The organism is Pseudosporangium ferrugineum, from assembly GCF_003002065.1.
GTDB lineage: Bacteria > Actinomycetota > Actinomycetes > Mycobacteriales > Micromonosporaceae > Actinoplanes > Actinoplanes ferrugineus_A.
Genome location: NZ_PVZG01000024.1, coordinates 71,242 through 93,297 on the forward strand (window position 1 = coordinate 71,242; position 22,056 = coordinate 93,297).

The following is a 22,056-nucleotide window of genomic DNA, read 5'->3' on the forward strand; positions in this document are numbered from 1 at the left end:
TGCAATCCCTACTCTTCGTCGTCGTGTCGACTGTGTTCCGCGTGATGTCGCGGAGGGCCGGCCGGTCCGGCGTCGCGGCCCGGCGGAGACGCCGGGCCGGCAACGGGGGTCTTACCAGCGGTAGTGCGCGAAGGCCTTGTTGGACTCCGCCATCTTGTGGGTGTCCTCGCGCCGCTTGACGGCGGCACCGAGGCCGTTGCTCGCGTCGAGCAGCTCGTTCTGGAGGCGCTCGATCATGGTCTTCTCGCGGCGGGCCTTGGAGTACTGGACCAGCCAGCGCAGACCGAGGGTGGTCTGCCGCGGGGTACGGACCTCGACCGGCACCTGGTAGGTCGCGCCACCGACACGGCGGCTGCGGACCTCGAGGGTCGGCTTGACGTTGTCCATGGCCCGCTTCAGGGTCACCACGGGGTCGGTACCGCTCTTCTCGCGGCAGCCCTCGAGGGCGCCGTAAACGATCCGCTCGGCGAGCTGACGCTTGCCGCCGACCAAGATCTTGTTCACCAGCTGGGTGACCAGCGGCGAGTTGTAAACCGGGTCCGGAACCACCGGGTGGCGCGGAGCGGGGCCCTTACGCGGCATGTCAGCTCTTCTCCTTCTTCGCGCCGTAACGGCTGCGGGCCTGCTTGCGGTTGCGGACACCCTGGGTGTCCAGCGAACCACGGACGATCTTGTAGCGGACGCCCGGGAGGTCCTTCACACGGCCGCCACGCACGAGCACGATCGAGTGCTCCTGCAGGTTGTGGCCGACGCCCGGGATGTACGCCGTGACCTCGATCTGGCTGCTGAGCTTCACACGAGCGACCTTGCGCAGCGCAGAGTTCGGCTTCTTGGGGGTGGTGGTGTACACGCGCGTGCACACGCCGCGCCGCTGAGGACTTCCCTTCAGCGCCGGCGTCTTGGTCTTGCTCGTCTTCGCCTGGCGGCCCTTTCGGACCAGCTGCTGGATCGTGGGCACCGGGTTTCTCCGCTCCCTTCGGCCGCCGTCTGGCGGCCGCACCGTCTTGTTATGCCTTGTGTACGGCCCGTCCCGGATGGAACGCCCCGCACCCGCGGTCGGGCGTGTCGTCCGGCTCACGGTCCCGCCGCACGCGGGTTGCGCGCAGCGGGTCTTGTCGTTGTCGGGCTCAGCCCGTCGTGCTCATCGCCCCGTCGGTACTACAGACTCGGGCGCACGCACGAGTTGCCCGGGCGAGCCCGGGCACGAGGGGAAAGAGTACCCACCACAGGCACGCAGGTCAAAACGAAGCCGCTTGACCAGCCAGCCTGACGATGGACATCTCCGCATACCAAGTGTACCGGGTGCTTCGCCGTGACAAAGCCGCGGTGCCTGTTTCGGCGTACCCGCGGCTTCAGGAAGACTGCAACACCATCACCAACAGCAGGATCAGCACGGCAATTCCCACACCGGCCCCGCCGCAGGAGATCCCCGCCACTGCCACGCCGCCGCCGGTGAACCGCACCCGCCCGTCCTGGCCCGAGCGCTTGATCTGGCGCCGGGCGATCAGCCCCACGGTGATCGCACCCCCGCCCACCAGGGCACCGAGCAGCGCGAACGCGCCGGCCACGACGCCGCCCCAGCCCTGCGTCGCACCGGCCACGCCGAAGCACAGCACCAGAACGGCGACCAGGATGGACGCGATGCCGGCGATGAGCGAGCCGATCGCCAGACCGGAGGTGATGGGGGCGACGCGCAACTGCATCAGGGCGAATTCGGTGCCGGGAAGCGGATCGACCCGCTCGGGCGTCCACACCTCCCTCGCCCGGGGCGGCATCACCGCCTGCGGACGCGGCGGCCCCTGCCACGAATGCGGCTGCCCCGACCCCTGACCCCACGAACCCGGCTGACCCGGCCCCTGACCCGACTGTCCCGGCCACGAACCCGGCTGCCCCGGCCCCGGTGCCGGCTGCCCCTGCCACGAACTCGGTTGACCCGGCCCTTGTGCCGGCTGACCCGGCCACAAACCCGGTTGCCCCGGCCCCTGACCCGGCTGCCCGGCCCACGAGGCCGGCTGCGCCGGTGTTTGAGCCGGCTGACCCGGCTGGGCCGGTCGCGGACCCGGCTCCGCCGGCCACGGACCTGGCTGATGTGTCACGGACCGTCCCTCTCGCCGCGTACCGCTGGATCTCGAGCATGTCACCCGAAGGTGATTCGGCGCAGCCCGCGGGCCTTCAGTCGGTGCCGGGGGCGAAGTCCTGCCCGCCCGGCGTGGCCGCGAGGTGCAGCAGGCCGGCGATCGTGGCCACCACCAGGGCGGTCAGGGCCAGCACGAGCCCGGTCCAGGCCAGCCTGCGGCCCCGGCGCACCCACTTGGACCCGGTGAGGTAGCCGCCGGCCGTGTACTGCTCCCGGGCGACCTGACGGGCCAGCAGCAGCGCGATGGTGGCGGGAATCACGCCGCCGACGAAGGCGCCGGTCAGGAACGCCACCAGCCCGAGCGCGTAGACGGCCCGCGCCTTGGCGGACGGCACCGGCTCCGGATCCATCGGATGGCGGGTGGGCGCGGTGCGGGCGGGGAACGTCACCCGTCCATCTTAGGAACAAAGACCGGGGGCGGCCGCGCTGCTGCGCGACCGCCCCCGTCGGTGATGCGGAAACCCTTAGCGGTACGACCCGAAGTCGAAGTCGTCCAGCGGCACAGCCTGCCCGCTGGCCGGCCCGAAGCCGTAGTCGGTCTCGGGGTACCCGGTCATCGAGTACACCTTGGCCTTCGCCTCCTCGGTGGGCTCCACCCGGATGTTGCGGTACTTGCTGATGCCCGTACCGGCCGGGATGAGCTTGCCGATGATGACGTTCTCCTTGAGACCGACGAGCGAGTCGCTGCGCGAGTTGATCGCCGCGTCGGTGAGCACCCGGGTGGTCTCCTGGAAGGAGGCCGCCGAGAGCCAGGAGTCGGTCGCCAGCGACGCCTTGGTGATACCCATGAGCACCGGACGACCGGCGGCGGGCTCGCCGCCCTCGCCGACGATCCGGCGGTTCTCCGACTCGAACAGCGCCCGGTCGACCAGCACGCCCGGCAGGAACTCCGCGGCGCCCGAGTCGATGACCGTCACCCGCTTGAGCATCTGGCGGATGATGATCTCGATGTGCTTGTCGTGGATCAGCACACCCTGCGAGCGGTAGACCTCCTGGACCTCGCTGGTCAGGTGGACCTGGACCGCCCGCGGGCCCATGATGCGCAGGAGCTCGTGCGGGTCGATGGTGCCCTCGGTCAGCTTCTCGCCGACGCCCACGTGGTCGCCGTCGTGGAACCGCAGCTTGACGCGCTTGGAGATCTTGTCGTACACGATCTCCTCGCTGCCGTCGTCCGGGACCACGATGATCTTCCGCGAACGCTCGCCGTCCTCGATGCGGACGCGTCCCGGGGTGTCGGCGATGGGCGCCTTGCCCTTGGGCACCCGGGCCTCGAAGATCTCCTGCACACGCGGCAGACCCTGGGTGATGTCCTCACCCGCGACACCACCGGTGTGGAAGGTACGCATCGTCAGCTGCGTACCCGGCTCACCGATCGACTGGGCGGCGATGATGCCGACCGCCTCGCCGATGTCGACCGACTTGCCGGTCGGCAGCGAGCGGCCGTAGCAGGCCGCGCAGACGCCGAGCTTCGACTCGCAGGTCAGGACGCTGCGGACGCGGACCGTCTCCACCCCGGCGGCGACGAGCTTGTCGACCAGGATCGAGTTGAGGTCCTCGCCCCGCGCCACGACGACGTTGCCGTCGGGGCCGCTGATGTCGTCCGCCAGGGTGCGGGCGTGGACGCCGGTCTCGGCGTGCGTGTGCACGACGAGGGTGCCGTCCTCCAGCTTGTCCGCCACCTGCATCGGGATCGCGCGGTCGGTGCCGCAGTCCTCCTCGCGGATGATGACGTCCTGCGAGACGTCCACCAGACGCCGGGTCAGGTAACCCGAGTCGGCGGTACGCAGCGCGGTGTCGGCCAGACCCTTACGGGCACCGTGCGTGGAGATGAAGTACTCCAGCACGGTCAGACCCTCGCGGTACGACGACGTGATCGGCCGCGGGATGATCTCGCCCTTGGGGTTGGCCACCAGACCACGGATCGCGGCGATCTGCCGGAGCTGGAGGAGGTTACCGCGGGCGCCGGAGTTGATCATGACCCAGAGCGGGTTCTCCTGCGGCAGCGCCGTCTCCATCTCCTTCGAGATGTCCTTGGTCGCGTTGGTCCAGATGTCGATGAGCTCGCCGCGGCGTTCCTCGGCGGTCATCAGACCCCGCTGGTACTGCTTGTCGATGCGGTCGGCCTCGCCCTGGTAGCGGGCGATGATCTCCGGCTTGCGCGGAGGGCCGATGACGTCGCCCATGCCGATCGTCACACCGGACCAGGTGGCCCAGTGGAAGCCGGCCTCCTTGAGCGCGTCCAGGGTCGCGGCCAGGGCGACCTTGGGGAAGCGCTCGGCGAGGTCGTTGACGATCGCGGAGAGCTGACCCTTGCGGATCTCGTAGTTGACGTAGCGGTAGCCCGGCGGCAGCGTCTCGTTGAAGATCACCCGTCCCAGGGTGGTCTCGACGAGCAGCGGCTCACCCTGCTGCCACTCCTCCGGCGCCTCCCACGGGGCCTTGCCGGCACCGTTGTCGACACCGACGACCTCGCGGAGCCGGATCTTGACCGGCGCCTGCAGGTGCAGCTCGCCGTTGTCGAACGCCATCCGCGCCTCGGCGTCCGAGCTGAACACCCGGCCCTCACCCTTCGCACCGGGCGTCAGGTGGGTCAGGTAGTACAGCCCGATGACCATGTCCTGGGTGGGCATGGTGACCGGCTTGCCGTCGGCCGGCTTGAGGATGTTGTTCGACGAGAGCATCAGGATCCGCGCCTCGGCCTGGGCCTCGGCCGACAGCGGTACGTGCACCGCCATCTGGTCACCGTCGAAGTCGGCGTTGAACGCCGTACAGACGAGGGGGTGGATCTGGATCGCCTTGCCCTCGACCAGCTGCGGCTCGAAGGCCTGGATGCCGAGGCGGTGCAGCGTCGGCGCGCGGTTCAGCAGCACGGGGTGCTCGCTGATGACCTCTTCCAGGACGTCCCACACGACCGGGCGCTGCCGCTCGACCATGCGCTTGGCCGACTTGATGTTCTGCGCGTGGTTGAGGTCCACCAGGCGCTTCATCACGAACGGCTTGAACAGCTCCAGCGCCATCTGCTTCGGCAGGCCGCACTGGTGCAGCTTGAGCCGGGGGCCGACGACGATGACGGAACGGCCGGAGTAGTCGACGCGCTTGCCCAGCAGGTTCTGCCGGAACCGGCCCTGCTTGCCCTTGAGCATGTCGGACAGCGACTTCAGCGGGCGGTTACCCGGGCCGGTGACCGGCCGGCCGCGGCGGCCGTTGTCGAACAGCGCGTCGACGGCCTCCTGCAGCATCCGCTTCTCGTTGTTGACGATGATCTCGGGGGCGCCCAGGTCGATCAGGCGCTTGAGCCGGTTGTTGCGGTTGATGACCCGGCGGTACAGGTCGTTCAGGTCGCTGGTGGCGAAGCGGCCACCGTCGAGCTGCACCATCGGGCGCAGGTCCGGCGGGATGACCGGGACGCAGTCCAGGACCATGCCCAGCGGCGAGTTGCGGGTGTTCAGGAACGCGGCGACGACCTTGAGCCGCTTGAGCGCCCGGATCTTCCGCTGGCCCTTGCCCGTACGGATGATCTCCCGCAGGTTCTCGGCCTCGGCGTCCAGATCCATGTTCTCGAGCAGCGCCTTGATCGCCTCGGCGCCCATGCCGCCGGTGAAGTACTCACCGAAGCGGTCCCGCAGCTCGCGGTAGAGCAGCTCGTCGGTGACCAGCTGCTTGCTGTCGAGCTTGCGGAAGGTGTCGAGCACCTCGTCGAGCCGGTCGATCTCGCGCTGCGCCTTGTCACGGATCTGGCGCATCTCGCGTTCGCCGGCCTCCTTGACCTTGCGGCGCACGTCGGCCTTGGCACCCTCGGCCTCGAGCTCGGCCAGGTCCTGCTCCAGCTTGGCGGCGCGCTTCTCGATCTCGGAGTCGCGGCCGTTCTCCGACTGCCGCTTCTCGGCGAAGATCTCGTTCTCGATGGTGGACATGTCGCGGTGACGCGCCTCGGCGTCCACGCTCGTGACCACGTACGAGGCGAAGTAGATGATCTTCTCGAGGTCCTTGGGCGCCAGGTCGAGCAGGTAGCCCAGCCGGCTCGGCACACCCTTGAAGTACCAGATGTGCGTGACCGACGCGGCCAGCTCGATGTGGCCCATGCGCTCACGGCGGACCTTGGACCGGGTCACCTCGACGCCGCAGCGCTCACAGATGATGCCCTTGAACCGGACCCGCTTGTACTTGCCGCAGTAGCACTCCCAGTCCCGCTGCGGACCGAAGATCTTCTCGCAGAAGAGTCCGTCCTTCTCGGGCTTGAGCGTGCGGTAGTTGATCGTCTCGGGCTTCTTGACCTCACCGTGCGACCACTGGCGGATGTCGTCAGCGGTAGCAAGGCCGATGCGCAACTCGTCGAAGAAGTTGACGTCGAGCACTTGGACTATCCCTCGTGTTTCGTTGCTCGGATAAATTCCAGGCCGGCGGGGGCGTCCCCGGCTGGGCTGTCAAACGGCTTCACCGCACTGCGACGAAGACCTGACAAGCCGGGGACGCTCTCCGTCAGATCTCTTCGACGCTGCTGACGCCCTCGTTCGGGCGACGGGACAGGTCGATGCCGAGTTCCTCCGCGGCCCGGAAGACCTCGTCGTCCGTCTCGCGCATCTCCAGGGCCACACCGTCGCTGGAGAGCACCTCGACGTTCAGGCACAGCGACTGGAGTTCCTTGAGGAGCACCTTGAAGGACTCGGGGATTCCCGGCTCCGGGATGTTCTCGCCCTTGACGATGGCCTCGTAGACCTTCACGCGGCCCAGGACGTCGTCGGACTTGATGGTGAGCAGTTCCTGCAACGCGTACGCCGCGCCGTAGGCCTGCATCGCCCAGCACTCCATCTCGCCGAACCGCTGGCCACCGAACTGCGCCTTACCACCCAGCGGCTGCTGCGTGATCATCGAGTACGGGCCGGTCGAGCGAGCGTGGATCTTGTCGTCGACCAGGTGGTTCAGCTTCAGGATGTACACGTAGCCGACGGAGATCGGGTCGGGCAGCGGCTCGCCGGAGCGACCGTCGAAGAGCTGCGCCTTGCCGTCACCGTTGACCAGCCGCTTGCCGTCGCGGTTGACGAGCGTCGACTCGAGGAGGCCCTTGATCTCCTCCTCCTGGGCGCCGTCGAAGACCGGGGTCGCGACGTTCGAGTCCGCGGGGGACTCGTGCGCCTCGATGGCCCGCAGCTGCCGCTTCCAGTCGGCGTCCTCGCCCTCGACCTCCCAGCCGGTCTTGGCGATCCACCCGAGGTGGGTCTCCAGGACCTGGCCGATGTTCATGCGCGAGGGCACACCGAGCGGGTTCAGCACGATGTCGACCGGGGTGCCGTCCTCCAGGAACGGCATGTCCTCGATCGGCAGGATCTTCGAGATGACGCCCTTGTTGCCGTGCCGGCCGGCGAGCTTGTCGCCGTCCTGGATCTTGCGCTTCTGGGCCACGTACACCCGGACCAGCTCGTTCACGCCCGGGGGCAGCTCGTCGCCGTCCTCGCGCGAGAAGGTGCGTACGCCGATGACCGTGCCGGTCTCGCCGTGCGGCACCTTGAGCGAGGTGTCGCGGACCTCGCGCGCCTTCTCACCGAAGATCGCACGGAGCAGCCGCTCCTCCGGGGTCAGCTCGGTCTCGCCCTTGGGCGTGACCTTGCCGACCAGGATGTCGCCGGGCACGACCTCGGCACCGATCCGGATGATGCCGCGCTCGTCCAGGTCGGCGAGCATTTCCTCGCTGACGTTGGGGATGTCGCGGGTGATCTCCTCCGGGCCGAGCTTGGTGTCGCGCGCGTCGACCTCGTGCTCCTCGATGTGGATCGAGGTGAGCACGTCCTGCTGCACGAGGCGCTGCGACAGGATGATCGCGTCCTCGTAGTTGTGACCCTCCCAGCACATGAACGCGACGAGCAGGTTCCGGCCGAGGGCCATCTCCCCCTCGTCGGTGCACGGGCCGTCGGCGATGACCTGGCCGGCCTCGACCCGGTCGCCCTCGAAGACGACGGGCTTCTGGTTGACGCAGGAGCCGGCGTTGCTGCGACGGAACTTGTGCAGCAGGTACGTCCGGCGGTGGCCGTCGTCCTGGTGCACCGTCACGTAGTCGGCACACAGGTCCTCGACCACACCGCCGACCTCGGCCACGACCACGTCGCCGGCGTCGACCGCGGCGCGGTACTCCATGCCCGTGCCGACCAGCGGGGCCTCCGCCTTGACCAGCGGTACGGCCTGACGCTGCATGTTCGCGCCCATGAGCGCGCGGTTGGCGTCGTCGTGCTCGAGGAACGGGATCATCGCGGTCGCGACGGAGGTCATCTGCCGCGGCGAGACGTCCATGTAGTCGACGTCCGTGCCGGGCACGTAGTCGACCTCACCGCCCTTCCGGCGGACCAGGACGCGGTCCTCGGCGAAGGTGCCGTCACTCGAGAGCGGGGCGTTCGCCTGGGCCTTGATGAACCGGTCTTCCTCGTCCGCGGTGAGGTAGTGCACCTCGTCGGTGACGACGCCGTTCTCGACCTTGCGGTACGGGGTCTCGACGAAGCCGAACGGGTTCACCCGCGCGAAGGTCGAAAGGGCACCGATCAGGCCGATGTTCGGGCCTTCCGGGGTCTCGATCGGGCACATCCGGCCATAGTGGGACGGGTGCACGTCACGGACCTCGAAGCCGGCCCGCTCACGGGAGAGACCACCCGGGCCGAGCGCGCTCAGCCGGCGCCGGTGGGTCAGGCCCGCCAGCGGGTTGGTCTGGTCCATGAACTGCGACAGCTGCGACGTACCGAAGAACTCCTTGATCGCCGCCACGACGGGACGGATGTTGATCAGGGTCTGCGGGGTGATCGCCTCGACGTCCTGCGTGGTCATGCGCTCGCGGACGACGCGCTCCATGCGGGACAAGCCGACGCGGACCTGGTTCTGGATCAGCTCGCCGACGGTACGCAGGCGCCGGTTGCCGAAGTGGTCGATGTCGTCGGCCTCGTAGCCCTCCTCACCGGCGTGCAGCCGGCAGAGGTAGTCCACGGTCTTGACGATGTCCTCTTCGGTGAGGGTGCCCCGGACGATCGGAACGTCGATGTCCAGCTTCTTGTTGAACTTGTAGCGGCCGACCTTGGCGACGTCGTACCTCTTCGGGTTGAAGAAGAGGTTGTCGAGCAGGGTCTGCGCGTTCTCCCGGGTCGGGGGCTCGCCGGGACGGAGCTTGCGGTAGATGTCGAGCAGGGCCTCGTCCTGCCCGGCGATGTGGTCCTTCTCAAGCGTCGTCATGAGCAGCTCGGACCAGCCGAACCGCTCCCGGATCTGCTCCGCCGACCAGCCGATCGCCTTGAGCAGGACGGTGACTGCCTGCCGGCGCTTGCGGTCGATGCGGACGCCGACGGTGTCGCGCTTGTCGATGTCGAACTCGAGCCAGGCGCCCCGGCTCGGGATGACCTTGACGCTGGACAGGTCGCGGTCGGAGGTCTTGTCCGGCTCCTTCGTGAAGTACACGCCCGGCGAGCGGACGAGCTGACTCACCACGACGCGCTCGGTGCCGTTGATGACGAACGTCCCCTTGGGGGTCATCATCGGGAAGTCACCCATGAACACCGTCTGGCTCTTGATCTCGCCAGTCGTGTTGTTGGTGAACTCCGCGGTCACGAACAGCGGTGCGCAGTAGGTCAGGTCCTTCTCCTTGCACTCCTCGATCGAGGCCTTGACCTCGTCGAAGCGCGGGGAAGAGAAGGACAGCGACATTGTGCCGGAGAAGTCCTCAATGGGACTGATCTCTTCGAGGATCTCTGCGAGGCCCGAGTGGGCGTGCGGATCGTCCGTCGAGCGGGCCTGCCACGCCTCGTTGCCTACCAGCCAGTCGAACGACTCCGTCTGGAGGGCAAGGAGGTTGGGGACCTCAAGTTGCTCGGTGATCCTGCCGAACGAGATACGGCGGGGAGCGTAAGCGCTCGACGTACGGCTGGTCTTCGCAGGGCGGGAAGCTGCCAAGATGCGTCCTTCCGAGGACCGGTGCTGCTGATGCGGCTGAGCTGCTGATGCAACTGTCTGCGCTGCTGACTGCTCTGGGCACTCCAATGAACCCCCAGGAAGTCATCCGGCTGGATGTCCCTGCAGGGCTCAAGGCAGAAGGCAGCGCAAACTAGCAGTGTAGCCGCTCGGCTAACCGCTGTCCAGCCCACACCGGAGGGGGCCTGCGGAACGCGTCCCCGCGGCCTCTGACCTGCGCCTTCATGGCCAGTGCCTCGTGCGGGGCCGCTCGAACGCGGCTCACTCCCTCGGGTGCCGGCCTGTGGAAACCCGGCAGAAGCAGGTCTACCCACAGGGCGGCTGTCGCAAGCGCGGAAACTTGCTGATGTCAGCGTGCCTGTCAGGGGACACACAGTCAAGGCCTGTGGCGCGGGTCGGACCTGTCCCGTGCCCCGCCGGACGGGGCATAGAGACCTTAGCGCAGCAAATGTTGGCTACGGCGGCTTTTGTCCGTCGGGCTTCCGACGGCCGGCCGTACCCCGTCTGACCTGCTGTTTAACCCCGGAATGCCGCACAGGCGGGGACCCTGAACGGGTCCCCGCCTGTGACGAGGAATTGCGTGAAGCCTCAGGTCACTTGAGGGTGACCTTGGCGCCCTCGCCCTCGAGCTTGGCCTTGGCCTCCTCGGCCTTCTCCTTGTTGACACCCTCGAGGATCGCCTTGGGGGCGGCCTCGACGGCGTCCTTGGCCTCCTTGAGGCCCAGGCCGGTCAGCTCGCGCACGACCTTGATGACCTGGATCTTCTTGCCACCGTCGGCCTCGAGGACGACGTCGAACGAGTCCTTCTCGGCCTCGGCCGGGGCAGCCTCGCCGCCACCGGCAGCGCCACCGGCGACCACCGCGACGGGCGCGGCGGCGGTGACCTCGAAGACCTCCTCGAACTGCTTCACGAACTCGGACAGCTCGATCAGCGTCATCTCCTTGAACGCGTCGAGCAGCTCGTCGGTGCTGAGCTTCGCCATGTCTGGCAACCTTTCGTTGTTCCTGTGGATGTAAGTCAACTCCGCGCGGGGCTGGTCAGCCCTCGGCGGAACCGTCCTGCGCGCGCTTGTCCTGCAGTGCAGCCGCCAGACGTGCGACCTGGGCGAGCGGGGCCTGGAAGGTGCCCGCAGCCTTGGTCAGGTTGCCCTTCATAGCGCCGGCCAGCTTGGCCAGCAGCACCTCACGGGGCTCGAGGTCGGCGATCTTGCTGACCTCTTCGGCCGAGATGGCCTTACCCTCGAAGACGCCGCCCTTGATGATCAGGACGGGGTGCGTCCGGGCGAAGGCCCGGAGACCCTTGGCCGCCTCGACCGGGTCGCCACTGACGAAGGCGAGCGCGGTAGGACCGGCGAAGAGCTCGTCGAGGCCCTCGATGCCCGCGTCGCTGGCCGCCCGCTTCGCGAGCGTGTTCTTCGACACGGAGTACTTGGTCTCGTTGCCCAGCGAGCGCCGCAGCTCGGTGATCTCGGCAACCGTGAGGCCGCGGTACTCGGTCAACACGGTGGCCGACGAGTTACGGAACTGATCCGTGAGCTCGGCGACGGCAGTGGCCTTATCGGCCCGGACCGGCTTGTCCGCCATGTCCCTCCTCTCTCGTTCTCAAGAGCCGCTGGAATGATTCAGGGGCCCGAACACGAGAAACGCCCCGGCGCAGGGCGCACGGGGCGGGACATGGACGCAGACACGCGTCAGCATGATCACGAACCGTTCTCCCCTGCGCGGGCCGCCCGCATGCTGCGGGGCCTTCGGCCGCAACCTCCGTCGTGCGACGGCGAGCGCGGCAACCAGCGGTCTATGGGTGGAACTTCAACTCCGAAGAGTACGCGGGGAAGCCCGCCGATCCAAATCGCCCCCGAACCGGACTCCCAGCACCAACCACAACGAGGCCGGACCCTGACCCGGAAGCGGGCCGGGCGGCAGCCGGGGCCGGGCGGCAACGGGCCCGGTCGCCGGGGCCGGGACCGGGGCCAGTTGCCGGGCCCGGGGCCGGGCCAAGCCGGGCCGAGCCAAGCCGGGCCAGGCCAGGCCGGGCCGGGCCGAGCCAAGCCGGGCCAGGCCAGGCCGGGCCGAGGCGGGCCAAGCCGGGACTTTGGACCGGGTCAGCTGCGGCGGCGGCGTAGCCAGGCGTACGCCGTGGCGGCCACCGCGCACCACCCCAACGCCTCGGCGCTGAGCAGCCAGAACGTTCCCGCGGGCGGCAACGGCGTGCGGGCGAGCTCGCGCGCCATCGCCATCACCGGCGGCGCCAGCCACGGCGCGATCGAGCCTCGCAGGCCCAGTACCACCCCGAGGACCGTCCCCACGGCGAGGACCGTCACGCCTGCCCGCACCGTACGGGTGACCGCCCGGCTCGCCAGGGCCCCCAGCGCCACCCCGGCGGCGAGGGCTCCGAGGTGCGCCAGGATGCCCAGGGCTACTCCCGCCGCGGTGGAGGGTTCGCCCGATCCGGGGATGGGGGCACGGATCGCGCCGAGCAGCAGCGGGGCCACGATGGCGGCCGCGCAGAACGCCAGCCCGGCCGCCGTTGCCGCCAGGGCGCCGGCCGCCGCCTCCCGCGCCGGCCCGACCGTGACGCGGGCCAGGTGGCGCTGGGTGTCGGGTTCGGTGTCGAGGACGACCTTGGTGAGCCAGGCAAGGACCGGGAAGAGGATCGCGGCGGAGTAGCCGTACGCCGGGGCTGCCGGGGACTGGCCGCCGCCGTGGATGATGCCGAGAACGACCAGGCCGGTGATGAGCGGGGCGAGGACGCGGCCACCGCGGAGGAAACCGGCGAGGCGCATCCGGGTGAGGGAGATCATCGCGGCTGCTCCTCGCGTACGCCCAGGACACGGTGACCGTCGGCACGCAGGCGGGCCATCGTCAGGTCGGCGTCCGTCCGGCGGACGGCGACCTCGACCACCACGTCGTCGCGCGCCTCCTCCGGGTCGGCGCGGGTGTGCAGCGTGCCGTCGGAAACCGTCCAGCGGACGGCGCCGGGCAGGCCGGCGATCTCGCCCCGGTGGTCGCTGACCAGCACCGCTCCCCCGGTCTCGGTCACCTCCGCGACGATCTGCGGGATCAACGTCCGGGCCTGGGCGTCGAGTCCCTCCCACGGCTCGTCGAGGACGAGCAGGCCGGGCGGGACGAGCAGCGACTGCGCGAGGCCCACCTTCTGCGCGGTGCCCTTGGAGAGGTCACCCAGCCGGGTGTGCCGGTGCGCGCCGAGGCCCAGCCGCTCGATCCAGGTGTCGACCTCGGCATTGCCGCGCAGGCCGCGCAGGGACGCCATCGCGCAGAGGTAGCGGTGCGTGGTGAAGGGCTGGTCGGCCGGGAACCGCTCGGGAACCCAGCCGACGACGGGCGGACGGCCCCGGACGGCACCCGCGACCGGGCGCAGGACACCCGCGGCCAGGCGCAGCAGCGTGGACTTGCCGGCGCCGTTGTCCCCGGGGGCCTCAGCTGTGGATGACGACCGTCAGGCCTGCGCCTCACGGAGGTTCTTGGTGACGTTCGGGTCCACCTGCACGCCGGGTCCCATCGTGGTGCTGACGGTGACCTTCTTGAGGTACTTGCCCTTGGCGGCGGACGGCTTGGCCCGCAGCACCTCGTCGAGCACCGCACCGTAGTTCTCCACCAGCTGGTCCTCCGAGAAGGAGGCCTTGCCGATGATCAGGTGCAGGTTCGAGTGCTTGTCGACCCGGAAGGTGATCTTGCCGCCCTTGATGTCCGAGACGGCCTTGGTCACGTCCATGGTGACGGTGCCGGTCTTCGGGTTGGGCATGAGGCCGCGGGGGCCGAGGATCCGGGCGATCCGGCCGATCTTGGCCATCTGGTCCGGGGTGGCGATCGCCGCGTCGAAGTCCAGCCAGCCGCCCTGGATGCGGGCGACGAGTTCGTCCGTGCCGACCTCGTCGGCGCCGGCCGCGACGGCCTCCTCGGCCTTCGCGCCCTGGGCGAAGACGATGACGCGGGCGGTCTTGCCGGTGCCGTGCGGCAGGTTGACCGTGCCGCGGACCATCTGGTCCGCCTTGCGCGGGTCGACGCCGAGGCGCATGGCGACCTCGACCGTGGCGTCGAACTTGGTGGGGCTGGCACCCTTCGCCAGCTTCACGGCCTCGGCGGGCTCGTAGAGCTTGGCGGCGTCGATCTGCTCGGCGGCCTTGCGGTAGGCCTTGCTGCGCTGCATTTCTCTGTACTCCTGTGGTTGATGGCGGGGCGCCCTTGTCGCGCCCCTCCCACGACGTGCTGCGGGCGGACTGCCCGCACCGACAACCTAGATCTTGGCGACCTGGTTGAAGTTCAGCTCGACCGGCGTCTCCCGGCCGAAGATCGACACCAGCACCTTGAGCTTCTGCTGGTCGGCGTTGATCTCGGAGATCGACGCCGGCAGGGAGGCGAAGGCGCCGTCGGTGACGGTGACCGAGTCGCCGACCTCGAAGTCGAGGACCTTGACCTCGGGCTTGGCCTTCTTCTCCTCGGCCTCGACGGCCGGGGCGAGCCACTTGAGCACCTCGTCGAGCGACAGCGGCGCCGGGCGGTCCACCCGGTCGGTCGCGCCGACGAAGCCGGTCACCCCGGGCGTGTTGCGCACGCAGGAGTAGGACTCGGGCGTCAGGTCCATCCGGACCAGGATGTAGCCCGGGAAGACCTTGGCCTGCACCTGGTTGCGCTTGCCGTTCTTGACCTCGACCTCTTCGCGGGTCGGCACCTCGACCTGGAAGATGAAGTCCTCCATGTCGAGGCTCGTGATCCGGGTCTCGAGGTTGGTCTTGACCTTGTTCTCGTAACCGGCGTAAGAGTGCACCACGTACCAGTCGCCGGGGGCGTAGCGCAGCTTCTGGCGCAGCTCGGCGACCGGGTCGTAGTCCTCGTCCACCTCGGGCGCCTCGTCCACAGGCGCTTCGTCCACGGACGCCTCGTCCTCGGGCGTCTCCGCCGTGGCGGCGACGGGCTCAGCGGCGGCCTCGACCGACTCGTCATCGCCCGCGGTCGCCACCGAGGACTGCTCGGCGGGGAGGGCGGTCTCGTCGTCGTACTCAGGCACGCTTGCTCACTTCCGTAACTATCAGGTTCAGTTGCCGAACGACGCCAGGATGGCCTTGCCGAACCCGTAGTCCAGCACGGCGACGATCGCGGTCATCACGGTGACGAAGACGATCACGACGGCGGTGTAGGTCAGCAATTCCTGACGGGTCGGCCAGATGACCTTACGCAGCTCGCTGACGACCTCGCGGAAGAAACCGCCGATGCGGCCACCGCGACGGCCTTCCTTCGACCGCGGCTTGTCGTCGTCGGTGCGCTCCCGGACGGCGGTCCCGCCGCCCCGGTTCGCCGGCTCGCCGGACGAGTCCTCGTCGTCGGCGACGACGTCGTCGAACACCTCGTCCTCGGGACGGTCGCCGGCAGCGTCGTCACCGGGTCGCTTGCTCTCGGCCACTTCGCCCTCTTCCGTCGTCGGTCGGTGGATGTCGCATCAGCGCCCTACGCGGCGCTCGGTCGTACCGGCGGCCCGCGCCGGGCGGTCCGCCGGGCCGATACGGGTTCGGTGCGCAGGGGTGACAGGACTTGAACCTGCAGCCTGCGGTTTTGGAGACCGCTGCTCTGCCAATTGAGCTACACCCCTACGTGAGGCAGCCCGGACACTGACCTTTCGCACGCGAAAGGCAGGGCCGAATACCCCACGGCGGACCAGTGTACGGGTTGGGCCGCGTGATTCCCAACCCGCCCCTACCTCTTGCGGACGGTGGCCCTCGCCAGCGCGAGCACCCTCTCCCCTTCACAGGTGGCCGTGATCTCGATCTTGGTCAGCCCGTCGTCGGTGACACCCTTGATCACGCCGCTCACGACGACCTCGGTGCCCTCGTCGGTGTCGGGCACCGGAACCGGCCGGGTGAAGCGGACGCCGTACTCGACCACGGCGTCGGGAGCGCCCGCCCACACGCCGACGGCGCGTCCGGCCAGGGCCATCGTGTACATGCCGTGGGCGATCACGCCGGGCAGGCCCACGCTCGTCGCGAACCGCTCGCTCCAGTGGATCGGGTTGAAATCGCCGGACGCACCCGCGTACCGGACCAGATCGGCCCTGGTGACCCGGAAGGTCTGGGTGGGCAGCTGCTCAGCCATGGTCTTCCTCCCCGCGCTGGACGAGCTTGGACCAGACCGTGACGACGGGCTCGCCGGCGTCGGTGGTGACCTCGGTCCGGGTGGTGATGAAGTCGTGGCCGCCCCGCGTGGTGATCTCGTCGACGGAGTTGACGCAGACCAGCGCGTCGCCGGCGACGACCGGCCGGACGTACGCGAACCTCTGGTCGCCGTGCACGACCCGGCTGTAGTCGAGGCCCAGGGCGGGGTCGTCGATGATCTGCCGGCTCGCGCTCATCGTGATCGCCACCGGGAAGGTCGGCGGCGCGACGACGTCGGCATAGCCGGCGGCCCGGGCGGCGGCGGGGTCGTGATACTCCGCGTCGGTGGCGCCGATGGCGGTGGCGAACTCACGGATCTTCTCGCGGCCCACTAGGTAGGGCTCGGTGGGCGGCCAGCTGCGGCCTACGAAGGACGGGTCGAGAGGCATGAGGGGAAACTACCCTGTGCCGCGCTGTCGCATAAGAACCTGCACGGCGCGCGCAGATTGCGCCGCGTGCGCACGGACGCGCCGCCGGCCGAGCGCCGGGCGGCAGGCGGGCACGGCGGGCCGCAGTCGCACGGCGGCCCGCAGTCGCACGGCGGGCGCGCGGGCCGCGGGGGTGGCGGCAGGCCGGGCGGGTGGCGGCAGTCGCGCGGCGGAAGGGCCGCGGGCGGGCCGGGCAGGCGGCGGAAGGGCCGCGGGCGGCGCGGGCAGCGCAGGCGGGCGGCCCGGGCAGCGCAGGCGGGCGGCCCGGGCAGCGCAGGCGGGCGGCCCGGGCGGGCGGCGAAGGGCCGCGGGCTGGCCGGAACGCAGAAGTGGCGGTCGCCCCGGTCAGGGGCGCCGCCACGTCTGGAAGTTCGGGCTCAGCGCGTTTCGCGGTGCAGGGTGTGCCGGCCGTCCCGGGGGCAGAACTTCTTCAGCTCGATGCGGTCCGGGTCGTTGCGCCGGTTCTTGCGCGTGATGTAGTTGCGCTCCTTGCACTCCGTACACGCCAAGGTGATCTTGGGACGGACGTCGGTCGCCTTGGCCACGGCGGGGTGCCTTCCTGCTCACGGGGTTCACATACGGCATGCCAGCGTAGACGCTAATCACGCGGACATGCAAAACGCCGGACATTGAGCCCGGGGTCGTACGGTGTCCGGGACTAGTCCCGGACAGTAGCGGTGGCCGGACTTGAACCGGCGACACAGCGATTATGAGCCGCTTGCTCTGCCATCTGAGCTACACCGCCGCGCCAGGCTGAAATCCCGCGCCTGAGGGCGGATCACGAACCCGGGTGGAGCCCCCTTACGGAATCGAACCGTAGACCTTCTCCTTACCATGGAGACGCTCTGCCGACTGAGCTAAGGGGGCGCGCGCGATCTCTCGCTTGTTGCGCAGGGGAAAGCTTACACGGCCCCGCAGCCGAGGTGAAATCGGTACCCCGGCGCGGCGAAACCGCAGTTCAGCCCACTGCCCGCAGGCGGCGCACCTCGCCGGTGGGGGTTTCCTCCGGCTCCGTCTGGGCGCTCATCCACGTGTTCAACCGCTCCACCGGCAGGGGGCGGCTGAAGAAGTACCCCTGACCGATCTCGCAGCCGAGCTCGGCGAGCAGGTCGAGGGTCAACTCGCTCTCCACGCCCTCGGCGACCACGGTGAGACCGAACTCACGGGACAGCCCGATGACCGCCCGGACGATGGCCAGGTCGCCCGAGTCCGTCGCCATGCCCTGGACGAAGCTGTCGTCGATCTTCACCTCGTGCACCGGCAGCTGCCGCAGGTACGAGAGCGACGAGGCACCCGTACCGAAATCGTCGACCGAGAGGCGCACGCCCAGGTCCCGCAGGCGGTAGAGGGTCGGCAGGGCCCGCTCGATCTCGCCCAGCATGCCGGGCTCGGAGATCTCGAAGGTGACCTGGCCGGCCGGGACGGCGTGCTTCTTCAGCAGCTCGTGGACCTGGTCGGGGAAGCGGGGATCCAGCAGCGTGCGGGTGGACAGGTTGACCGCGATGGACAGCGGGCGGCCCGCCTCCGCCCACTCGCGGCAATGCCGCAGGCCCGCCGTGAGGACGACCTCCGTGAGCCGGTGCAGCTGGCCGGTGTGCTCGGCCACCGCCACGAAGTCCTCCGGGGACACCTCGCCGTGCGCCGGATGCTGCCAGCGGGCCAGGCACTCGACGCCGATCAGGTGCCGGTCCTTGATGGAGACCTTCGGCTGGTAGTGCACCTCCAGCGCACCCTCGTCGAGCGCACGCCGCAGGTCGGCGGCGAGACCGAGGCGGCGGACCGCGCGGGACTCCAGCGCGGGGTGGAAGAGCTGCACGCCGTACGGAAGCGCCTTGGCCGCATTGGCAGCCAGCTCGGCCCTCCGCAGCAGGGCGTCCGGATCGTCGCCGTGCTCGGGATGCAGCGCCACACCCGCCGCCGTGTCGACGTCGAGGGTGAGGGACCCGACGACCATCGGGCCGCGGAGCTGCTCACGCATCTCGGTCGCCAGCCGTACGGTCTCCTCCGCGCTCTCCGCCCGCAGCGTGACCACGAACTCGTCGCCGCCGATCCGCCCGACCAGGGCGCCGGGGCCCGCGATGCCGCGCAGCCGGCCGGCGACCTCGGCGAGCAGCTTGTCGCCCGCCGTGTGGCCCATGGACTCGTTCACGTCGCGCAGGCCGTCGACGTCGAAGAGCATGACCGCGACGACTTCGCCCGGCGCCCGCACCTTCACGGACTCCCCCAGCGCGTCGATCATCCGCCGGCGGTTGGGCAGCGAGGTCAGCCGATCGTGGTACGCGTCATAGCGCAGCCGCTCGACCAGCCGCGAGTTCTCGACGGCGACCGCCGCGTGGGCCGCGATCGTCTCGAGCACCTGCACATCGGCGTCGCGGAACGTGATGGCGTCCCCGAGCCGGTTGATCACCTCGAGGCTGCCCACGGTGGTCTGACCGGAACGCAGCGGCACCGCGATGACGTCCTTGACCCCACCGTCCCGCAGGTACGGCCGGAGCTCCGCCGTCTCGCCGAAACGGCCCCCGACGGGCACCGTGCGGCCGCCGCTGATCGCCCGCTCGCGGACCGGGCCGGGGGTGGGCGAGATGTCGAGCAGCCCCTTGCCGTCCACCCGGGCGGTGAGCAGCACCTCGGGGTGGCGGCCCTGAGCAGGCAGCCAGAGGGTCGCGTACTCGGCTCGCATGAGGGTGCGGACGCGGCTCAGCAGCACGTCCGGCAGGCTGCCGTCGTTGCCCTCCTCCCGCATCGCCTGGGTGAGCTCGTACACCTCGGTGAGGGTCCGGTGCTGGCGGAAGAACTCCGAGAAGCTGCGGAGCACGAAGGCCATGGCGAGCAGCAGCAGGCCCAGCGGGATGGCGGCCCACCAGGTGGCGTCCAGGGCGACCAGGAAGACCAGGCCGATGACGATGTTGATGGCCGCGGTGACCAGCGTCTGGGAGCCGGCGCGCAGCGCGTCCTGCCCGGCGCGGCGGTCCTGCACGGCGGTGATCACGCCGGCGTACGAGAGCCAGCTCACGACGGTGGCGGTGGCGACGGCCGCGGCGAGGATGCCCCACGTGCCGGGGCCGGCGCCGTGGATCTTCGGCAGGCTCGACACGACCACCAGCGCGGCCGCGGTGCGCGCGGCCGACTTGGTGACGTTGTACGCGGTCTTGGTGGTGTCCATCCGCGACCAGAGCTGCGTGGCCAGGCTGGCGACCGTCTGGGCGAGGATCACCGCCACCGGCGGCAGGAAGTAGATCGCGAGGATCAGCGGGATCTCGTTCAGGACGACGAGGAGCACCTGCCGTCGCACGACGACGCTGAGCACGCTGACGTGCGCGACGATGAAGGCGCCGAGAACGAGGACCGTGCCGGGCCATTCGTGCCACCACGTGGGCTCGCGGAGCCAGTAGTAGGTCAGGCAGGCGATGGCGAAGACGGCGAGCGGGCTGGTGACCAGCCACGCGTACTGCGAAGAACGCCGACGCGACGATGATCGCCCGGCCATAGCGCGCTCCTCGTCGTCGAACCGTGCGGTGCCACCGGCCGGAGGACGGCGGGCCGGGTCAGCCCCAGTCGATGTCCCCGTCCTGGACCTGGACAGAGATTGCCGCCGGACCCCCGGTCGCATGCTCCGCGGAAACCGAGACGGCCGTGCCGCCGGTCAGCGCCGCGAGCACGAAAACCAAGCCGAAGAAGCGGCCCAGCTTCCTTGCAGACATGTTCGCTCCTAGTACGGAAAAGTCGTTCCGGATGGGGGGTTCCATGATGGTGCCACACGCTGAGTACGTCAGACACCGTCCACGGGCGGGTCGAAGCCGCACATCCCGAAATCTTGGCTGAACGGTTGAGGGGAACTCGCAATTGCATGCCGCAACAATGGTGGCTTTGGGTCCGAAATAAAGGGATAGATGAGGCTGATTCGGCTTGCTTCGTCAGGCTACCTTGACGTCAAGGCGGCCTGACGGAAGACTACGCAGATGACTACTCCCGATGACTTGGAGCATCAGCACACGCTGTCCACCGCTACAACGCGTTACGACGACCTCAGGATGCGCGACGCGCTCGCCTCGATGACGGACGACGGCAACGCGCCCCTCACCCGCGCCGAGAGTCTCGAGCTGCTCGCGCTGAGCGAGGTGGTCATCCGCAAAGCGGGGTACGGCCGCCAGTCGATGGTCCGCTCCGCGCGCAGCGCCGGCGCCTCCTGGACGCAGATCGGCGCGGCGCTGGGCACGACCAAGCAGGCGGCGTGGGAGGCCCACAACCGCTGGCTCGAGGACCAGGCCCGCCTGGTGACGGACACCTCGGCCGAACCGGATTAGTCGCCCACGCCCCCGGGCTAGTCGCCCGTCGCCGCCGGGCGGTCGGTGGCGCTGTATTGCGACCACGAGCCGGGATAGAGGCGGCCGGCGCCGAGCCCCGCATGCTCCATGGCCAGCAAATTGTGGCAGGCCGTGACCCCGGAACCACAATAGGAAACGACGTCGCCGCCGTTCCCGGCCCCGACCGCCGCGAACCGCTCCCGCAACTGCGCCACGGGCAGGAAACGGCCGCTCTCGTCGAGATTCTCCCGGCACGGCAAACTGCGCGCCCCCGGAATGTGCCCCGGCCGCGGATCGACCGGCTCGACCTCACCCCGGAACCGCGCGGTGTCGCGCGCATCGAGCACCACCGCATTTCCGCCGGTCACCGCGTCGATATCGGCCAGCCGGTCGGCCGGCCACGGCCGCGGAGTAAAAACAGCGGGGGTCCGGCCGGTCGGCCCGGTCACGAGTTCCCCTTCGTACGCGCTGAGCCCGCCGTCCAGCAATGCGGCGTCGTGACCGGTGACCCGCAGCATCCACACGAGCCGCGCCGCGATGACGCCACCCGCGTCGTCGTACCCGATGACCGTGTCCCCGTCGCCGATCCCCGCCGCCGCCATGCCCGCCGCGAAGACCTCCGGGTCGGGAAGCGGATGCCGGCCGTCGGCGGGCGAACCGTGCCGGGCCAGCCAGCGGTCCAGGTCGATGAAGACGGCCCCGGGCAGGTGACCTTTTTCGTACGCCTCCAGCCCCGAACGCCCGTCGAGATACCAGCGCACGTCCGCCGTCACGACCCGGTCCTGGTGTTCCCGCAGCCACCGAAGGTCGACGACCGGCTCGATCATTTACGGCTCCTTGCTGTCCTCAACTTTTCTGCGCGGGCGATACCGGATCAGGGCGACGACCACCAGGACGACGGCCACCGTGCTCGTCACCCCGGAGGGCGTACCGGCCACCACCGTCTGCCCCACGACCGTCAACAGCAGCGCCGCCCCGAACAGCAGGTGGTACTGAGCTTTTGGGGTCAGGGTCAGGGCGGTGCCAGTCCGCTGGTGGCGAGGAATCCGTAGGCGAGGGTGGGCCGGTACTGCATCTGTTTGAGC

At 69.5% G+C, this 22,056-nt stretch carries 19 protein-coding genes, 3 tRNA genes and 2 pseudogenes; 1 reads left to right on the forward strand and 23 read right to left on the reverse strand.

Annotated features, from left to right (window positions below):
• Positions 1 to 111: 111 nt before the first annotated feature.
• From rpsG to CLV70_RS39945, 21 genes and pseudogenes are all read right to left on the reverse strand, one after another.
• Positions 112 to 582 carry a 30S ribosomal protein S7 gene (gene rpsG, locus CLV70_RS33575; protein ID WP_106130645.1) on the reverse strand — a complete coding sequence of 157 codons (471 nt, stop codon included), beginning with the start codon at positions 580 to 582 and terminating at the stop codon, positions 112 to 114.
• A gap of 1 nt (position 583) precedes the next feature.
• Positions 584 to 958, reverse strand: coding sequence for a 30S ribosomal protein S12 (gene rpsL / locus CLV70_RS33580; protein ID WP_014440718.1), 375 nt, complete (start codon positions 956 to 958; stop codon positions 584 to 586).
• 394 nt (positions 959 to 1,352) lie between these two features.
• Positions 1,353 to 1,754, reverse strand: coding sequence for a hypothetical protein (locus tag CLV70_RS33585; protein ID WP_245908625.1), 402 nt, complete (start codon positions 1,752 to 1,754; stop codon positions 1,353 to 1,355).
• Between the two features lie 418 nt (positions 1,755 to 2,172).
• Positions 2,173 to 2,487 (reverse strand): hypothetical protein, encoded by a 315-nt coding sequence (locus tag CLV70_RS33590; RefSeq protein ID WP_106130669.1) that lies wholly within the window; start codon positions 2,485 to 2,487, stop codon positions 2,173 to 2,175.
• Between the two features lie 114 nt (positions 2,488 to 2,601).
• Complete coding sequence (locus CLV70_RS33595) at positions 2,602 to 6,492, reverse strand: DNA-directed RNA polymerase subunit beta' (RefSeq protein ID WP_106130647.1); 3,891 nt, start codon at positions 6,490 to 6,492, stop codon at positions 2,602 to 2,604.
• A gap of 124 nt (positions 6,493 to 6,616) precedes the next feature.
• Entirely contained in the window at positions 6,617 to 10,057 is a 3,441-nt protein-coding gene (gene rpoB / locus CLV70_RS33600) for a DNA-directed RNA polymerase subunit beta (RefSeq protein WP_106130648.1), read from the reverse strand.
• Positions 10,058 to 10,668: 611 nt separating this feature from the next.
• Entirely contained in the window at positions 10,669 to 11,058 is a 390-nt protein-coding gene (gene rplL, locus CLV70_RS33605; protein WP_106130649.1) for a 50S ribosomal protein L7/L12, read from the reverse strand.
• A gap of 55 nt (positions 11,059 to 11,113) precedes the next feature.
• Positions 11,114 to 11,659, reverse strand: coding sequence for a 50S ribosomal protein L10 (rplJ, locus tag CLV70_RS33610; RefSeq protein ID WP_106130650.1), 546 nt, complete (start codon positions 11,657 to 11,659; stop codon positions 11,114 to 11,116).
• Between the two features lie 518 nt (positions 11,660 to 12,177).
• Entirely contained in the window at positions 12,178 to 12,876 is a 699-nt protein-coding gene (locus CLV70_RS33615; protein ID WP_106130651.1) for a hypothetical protein, read from the reverse strand.
• Positions 12,873 to 13,493, reverse strand: a pseudogene (locus tag CLV70_RS33620) (ATP-binding cassette domain-containing protein); the annotation flags it as partial. The pseudogene CLV70_RS33620 and the gene CLV70_RS33615, both read right to left, overlap by 4 nt.
• A 39-nt stretch (positions 13,494 to 13,532) precedes the next feature.
• Positions 13,533 to 14,243, reverse strand: coding sequence for a 50S ribosomal protein L1 (gene rplA / locus CLV70_RS33625; protein ID WP_106130653.1), 711 nt, complete (start codon positions 14,241 to 14,243; stop codon positions 13,533 to 13,535).
• Between the two features lie 87 nt (positions 14,244 to 14,330).
• Positions 14,331 to 15,101: a transcription termination/antitermination protein NusG gene (gene nusG, locus CLV70_RS33630; RefSeq protein WP_106130654.1), complete on the reverse strand. Its 771-nt coding sequence runs from the start codon at positions 15,099 to 15,101 to the stop codon at positions 14,331 to 14,333.
• A gap of 27 nt (positions 15,102 to 15,128) precedes the next feature.
• Positions 15,129 to 15,494 (reverse strand): preprotein translocase subunit SecE, encoded by a 366-nt coding sequence (gene secE / locus CLV70_RS33635; protein WP_106130655.1) that lies wholly within the window; start codon positions 15,492 to 15,494, stop codon positions 15,129 to 15,131.
• A 113-nt stretch (positions 15,495 to 15,607) separates the two neighbouring features.
• Positions 15,608 to 15,680 (reverse strand) — tRNA-Trp (locus CLV70_RS33640).
• Positions 15,681 to 15,784: 104 nt separating this feature from the next.
• Entirely contained in the window at positions 15,785 to 16,180 is a 396-nt protein-coding gene (locus tag CLV70_RS33645) for a MaoC family dehydratase (RefSeq protein WP_106130656.1), read from the reverse strand.
• Positions 16,173 to 16,628 (reverse strand): MaoC family dehydratase N-terminal domain-containing protein, encoded by a 456-nt coding sequence (locus CLV70_RS33650; protein ID WP_106130657.1) that lies wholly within the window; start codon positions 16,626 to 16,628, stop codon positions 16,173 to 16,175. The genes CLV70_RS33645 and CLV70_RS33650 overlap by 8 nt, the downstream gene beginning before the upstream one ends.
• A gap of 416 nt (positions 16,629 to 17,044) precedes the next feature.
• Positions 17,045 to 17,212 carry a 50S ribosomal protein L33 gene (rpmG, locus tag CLV70_RS33655; RefSeq protein ID WP_015618978.1) on the reverse strand — a complete coding sequence of 56 codons (168 nt, stop codon included), beginning with the start codon at positions 17,210 to 17,212 and terminating at the stop codon, positions 17,045 to 17,047.
• A 127-nt stretch (positions 17,213 to 17,339) separates the two neighbouring features.
• A tRNA-Met gene (locus CLV70_RS33660) sits at positions 17,340 to 17,412 on the reverse strand.
• A gap of 46 nt (positions 17,413 to 17,458) precedes the next feature.
• Positions 17,459 to 17,534: transfer RNA gene (locus tag CLV70_RS33665), tRNA-Thr, on the reverse strand.
• A gap of 91 nt (positions 17,535 to 17,625) precedes the next feature.
• On the reverse strand, positions 17,626 to 20,154 hold the full coding sequence (locus CLV70_RS33670; protein ID WP_106130658.1) for a putative bifunctional diguanylate cyclase/phosphodiesterase: 2,529 nt from the start codon (positions 20,152 to 20,154) through the stop codon (positions 17,626 to 17,628).
• A 58-nt stretch (positions 20,155 to 20,212) separates the two neighbouring features.
• Positions 20,213 to 20,368, reverse strand: coding sequence for a hypothetical protein (locus tag CLV70_RS39945; RefSeq protein ID WP_158277879.1), 156 nt, complete (start codon positions 20,366 to 20,368; stop codon positions 20,213 to 20,215).
• 258 nt (positions 20,369 to 20,626) lie between these two features.
• On the opposite strand from CLV70_RS39945, the gene CLV70_RS33675 reads away from it, so the two are divergent.
• Positions 20,627 to 20,971, forward strand: a complete 345-nt coding sequence (locus tag CLV70_RS33675; RefSeq protein ID WP_106130659.1) for a hypothetical protein — start codon at positions 20,627 to 20,629, stop codon at positions 20,969 to 20,971.
• A 17-nt stretch (positions 20,972 to 20,988) separates the two neighbouring features.
• Here the strand turns inward: CLV70_RS33675 and CLV70_RS33680 are convergent, their stop codons facing one another.
• Together CLV70_RS33680 and CLV70_RS40590 are read right to left on the reverse strand one after the other, a co-directional pair.
• On the reverse strand, positions 20,989 to 21,798 hold the full coding sequence (locus CLV70_RS33680) for a sulfurtransferase (RefSeq protein WP_106130660.1): 810 nt from the start codon (positions 21,796 to 21,798) through the stop codon (positions 20,989 to 20,991).
• Positions 21,799 to 22,056, reverse strand: a pseudogene (locus CLV70_RS40590) (hypothetical protein); the annotation flags it as partial.

Coding starts and splice junctions, on each gene's coding strand:
- CLV70_RS33650 (WP_106130657.1), bottom strand. CDS start 16,628: ATGCCTCTCGACCCGTCCTTCGTAGGCCGCAGCTGGCCGCCCACCGAG.
- CLV70_RS33670 (WP_106130658.1), bottom strand. CDS start 20,154: ATGGCCGGGCGATCATCGTCGCGTCGGCGTTCTTCGCAGTACGCGTGG.
- CLV70_RS33590 (WP_106130669.1), bottom strand. CDS start 2,487: ATGGATCCGGAGCCGGTGCCGTCCGCCAAGGCGCGGGCCGTCTACGCG.
- rplA (WP_106130653.1), bottom strand. CDS start 14,243: ATGCAGCGCAGCAAGGCCTACCGCAAGGCCGCCGAGCAGATCGACGCC.
- CLV70_RS33680 (WP_106130660.1), bottom strand. CDS start 21,798: ATGATCGAGCCGGTCGTCGACCTTCGGTGGCTGCGGGAACACCAGGAC.
- rplL (WP_106130649.1), bottom strand. CDS start 11,058: ATGGCGAAGCTCAGCACCGACGAGCTGCTCGACGCGTTCAAGGAGATG.
- rpsG (WP_106130645.1), bottom strand. CDS start 582: ATGCCGCGTAAGGGCCCCGCTCCGCGCCACCCGGTGGTTCCGGACCCG.
- rplJ (WP_106130650.1), bottom strand. CDS start 11,659: ATGGCGGACAAGCCGGTCCGGGCCGATAAGGCCACTGCCGTCGCCGAG.
- CLV70_RS39945 (WP_158277879.1), bottom strand. CDS start 20,368: ATGTCTGCAAGGAAGCTGGGCCGCTTCTTCGGCTTGGTTTTCGTGCTC.
- CLV70_RS33675 (WP_106130659.1), top strand. CDS start 20,627: ATGACTACTCCCGATGACTTGGAGCATCAGCACACGCTGTCCACCGCT.
- CLV70_RS33615 (WP_106130651.1), bottom strand. CDS start 12,876: ATGATCTCCCTCACCCGGATGCGCCTCGCCGGTTTCCTCCGCGGTGGC.
- CLV70_RS33645 (WP_106130656.1), bottom strand. CDS start 16,180: ATGGCTGAGCAGCTGCCCACCCAGACCTTCCGGGTCACCAGGGCCGAT.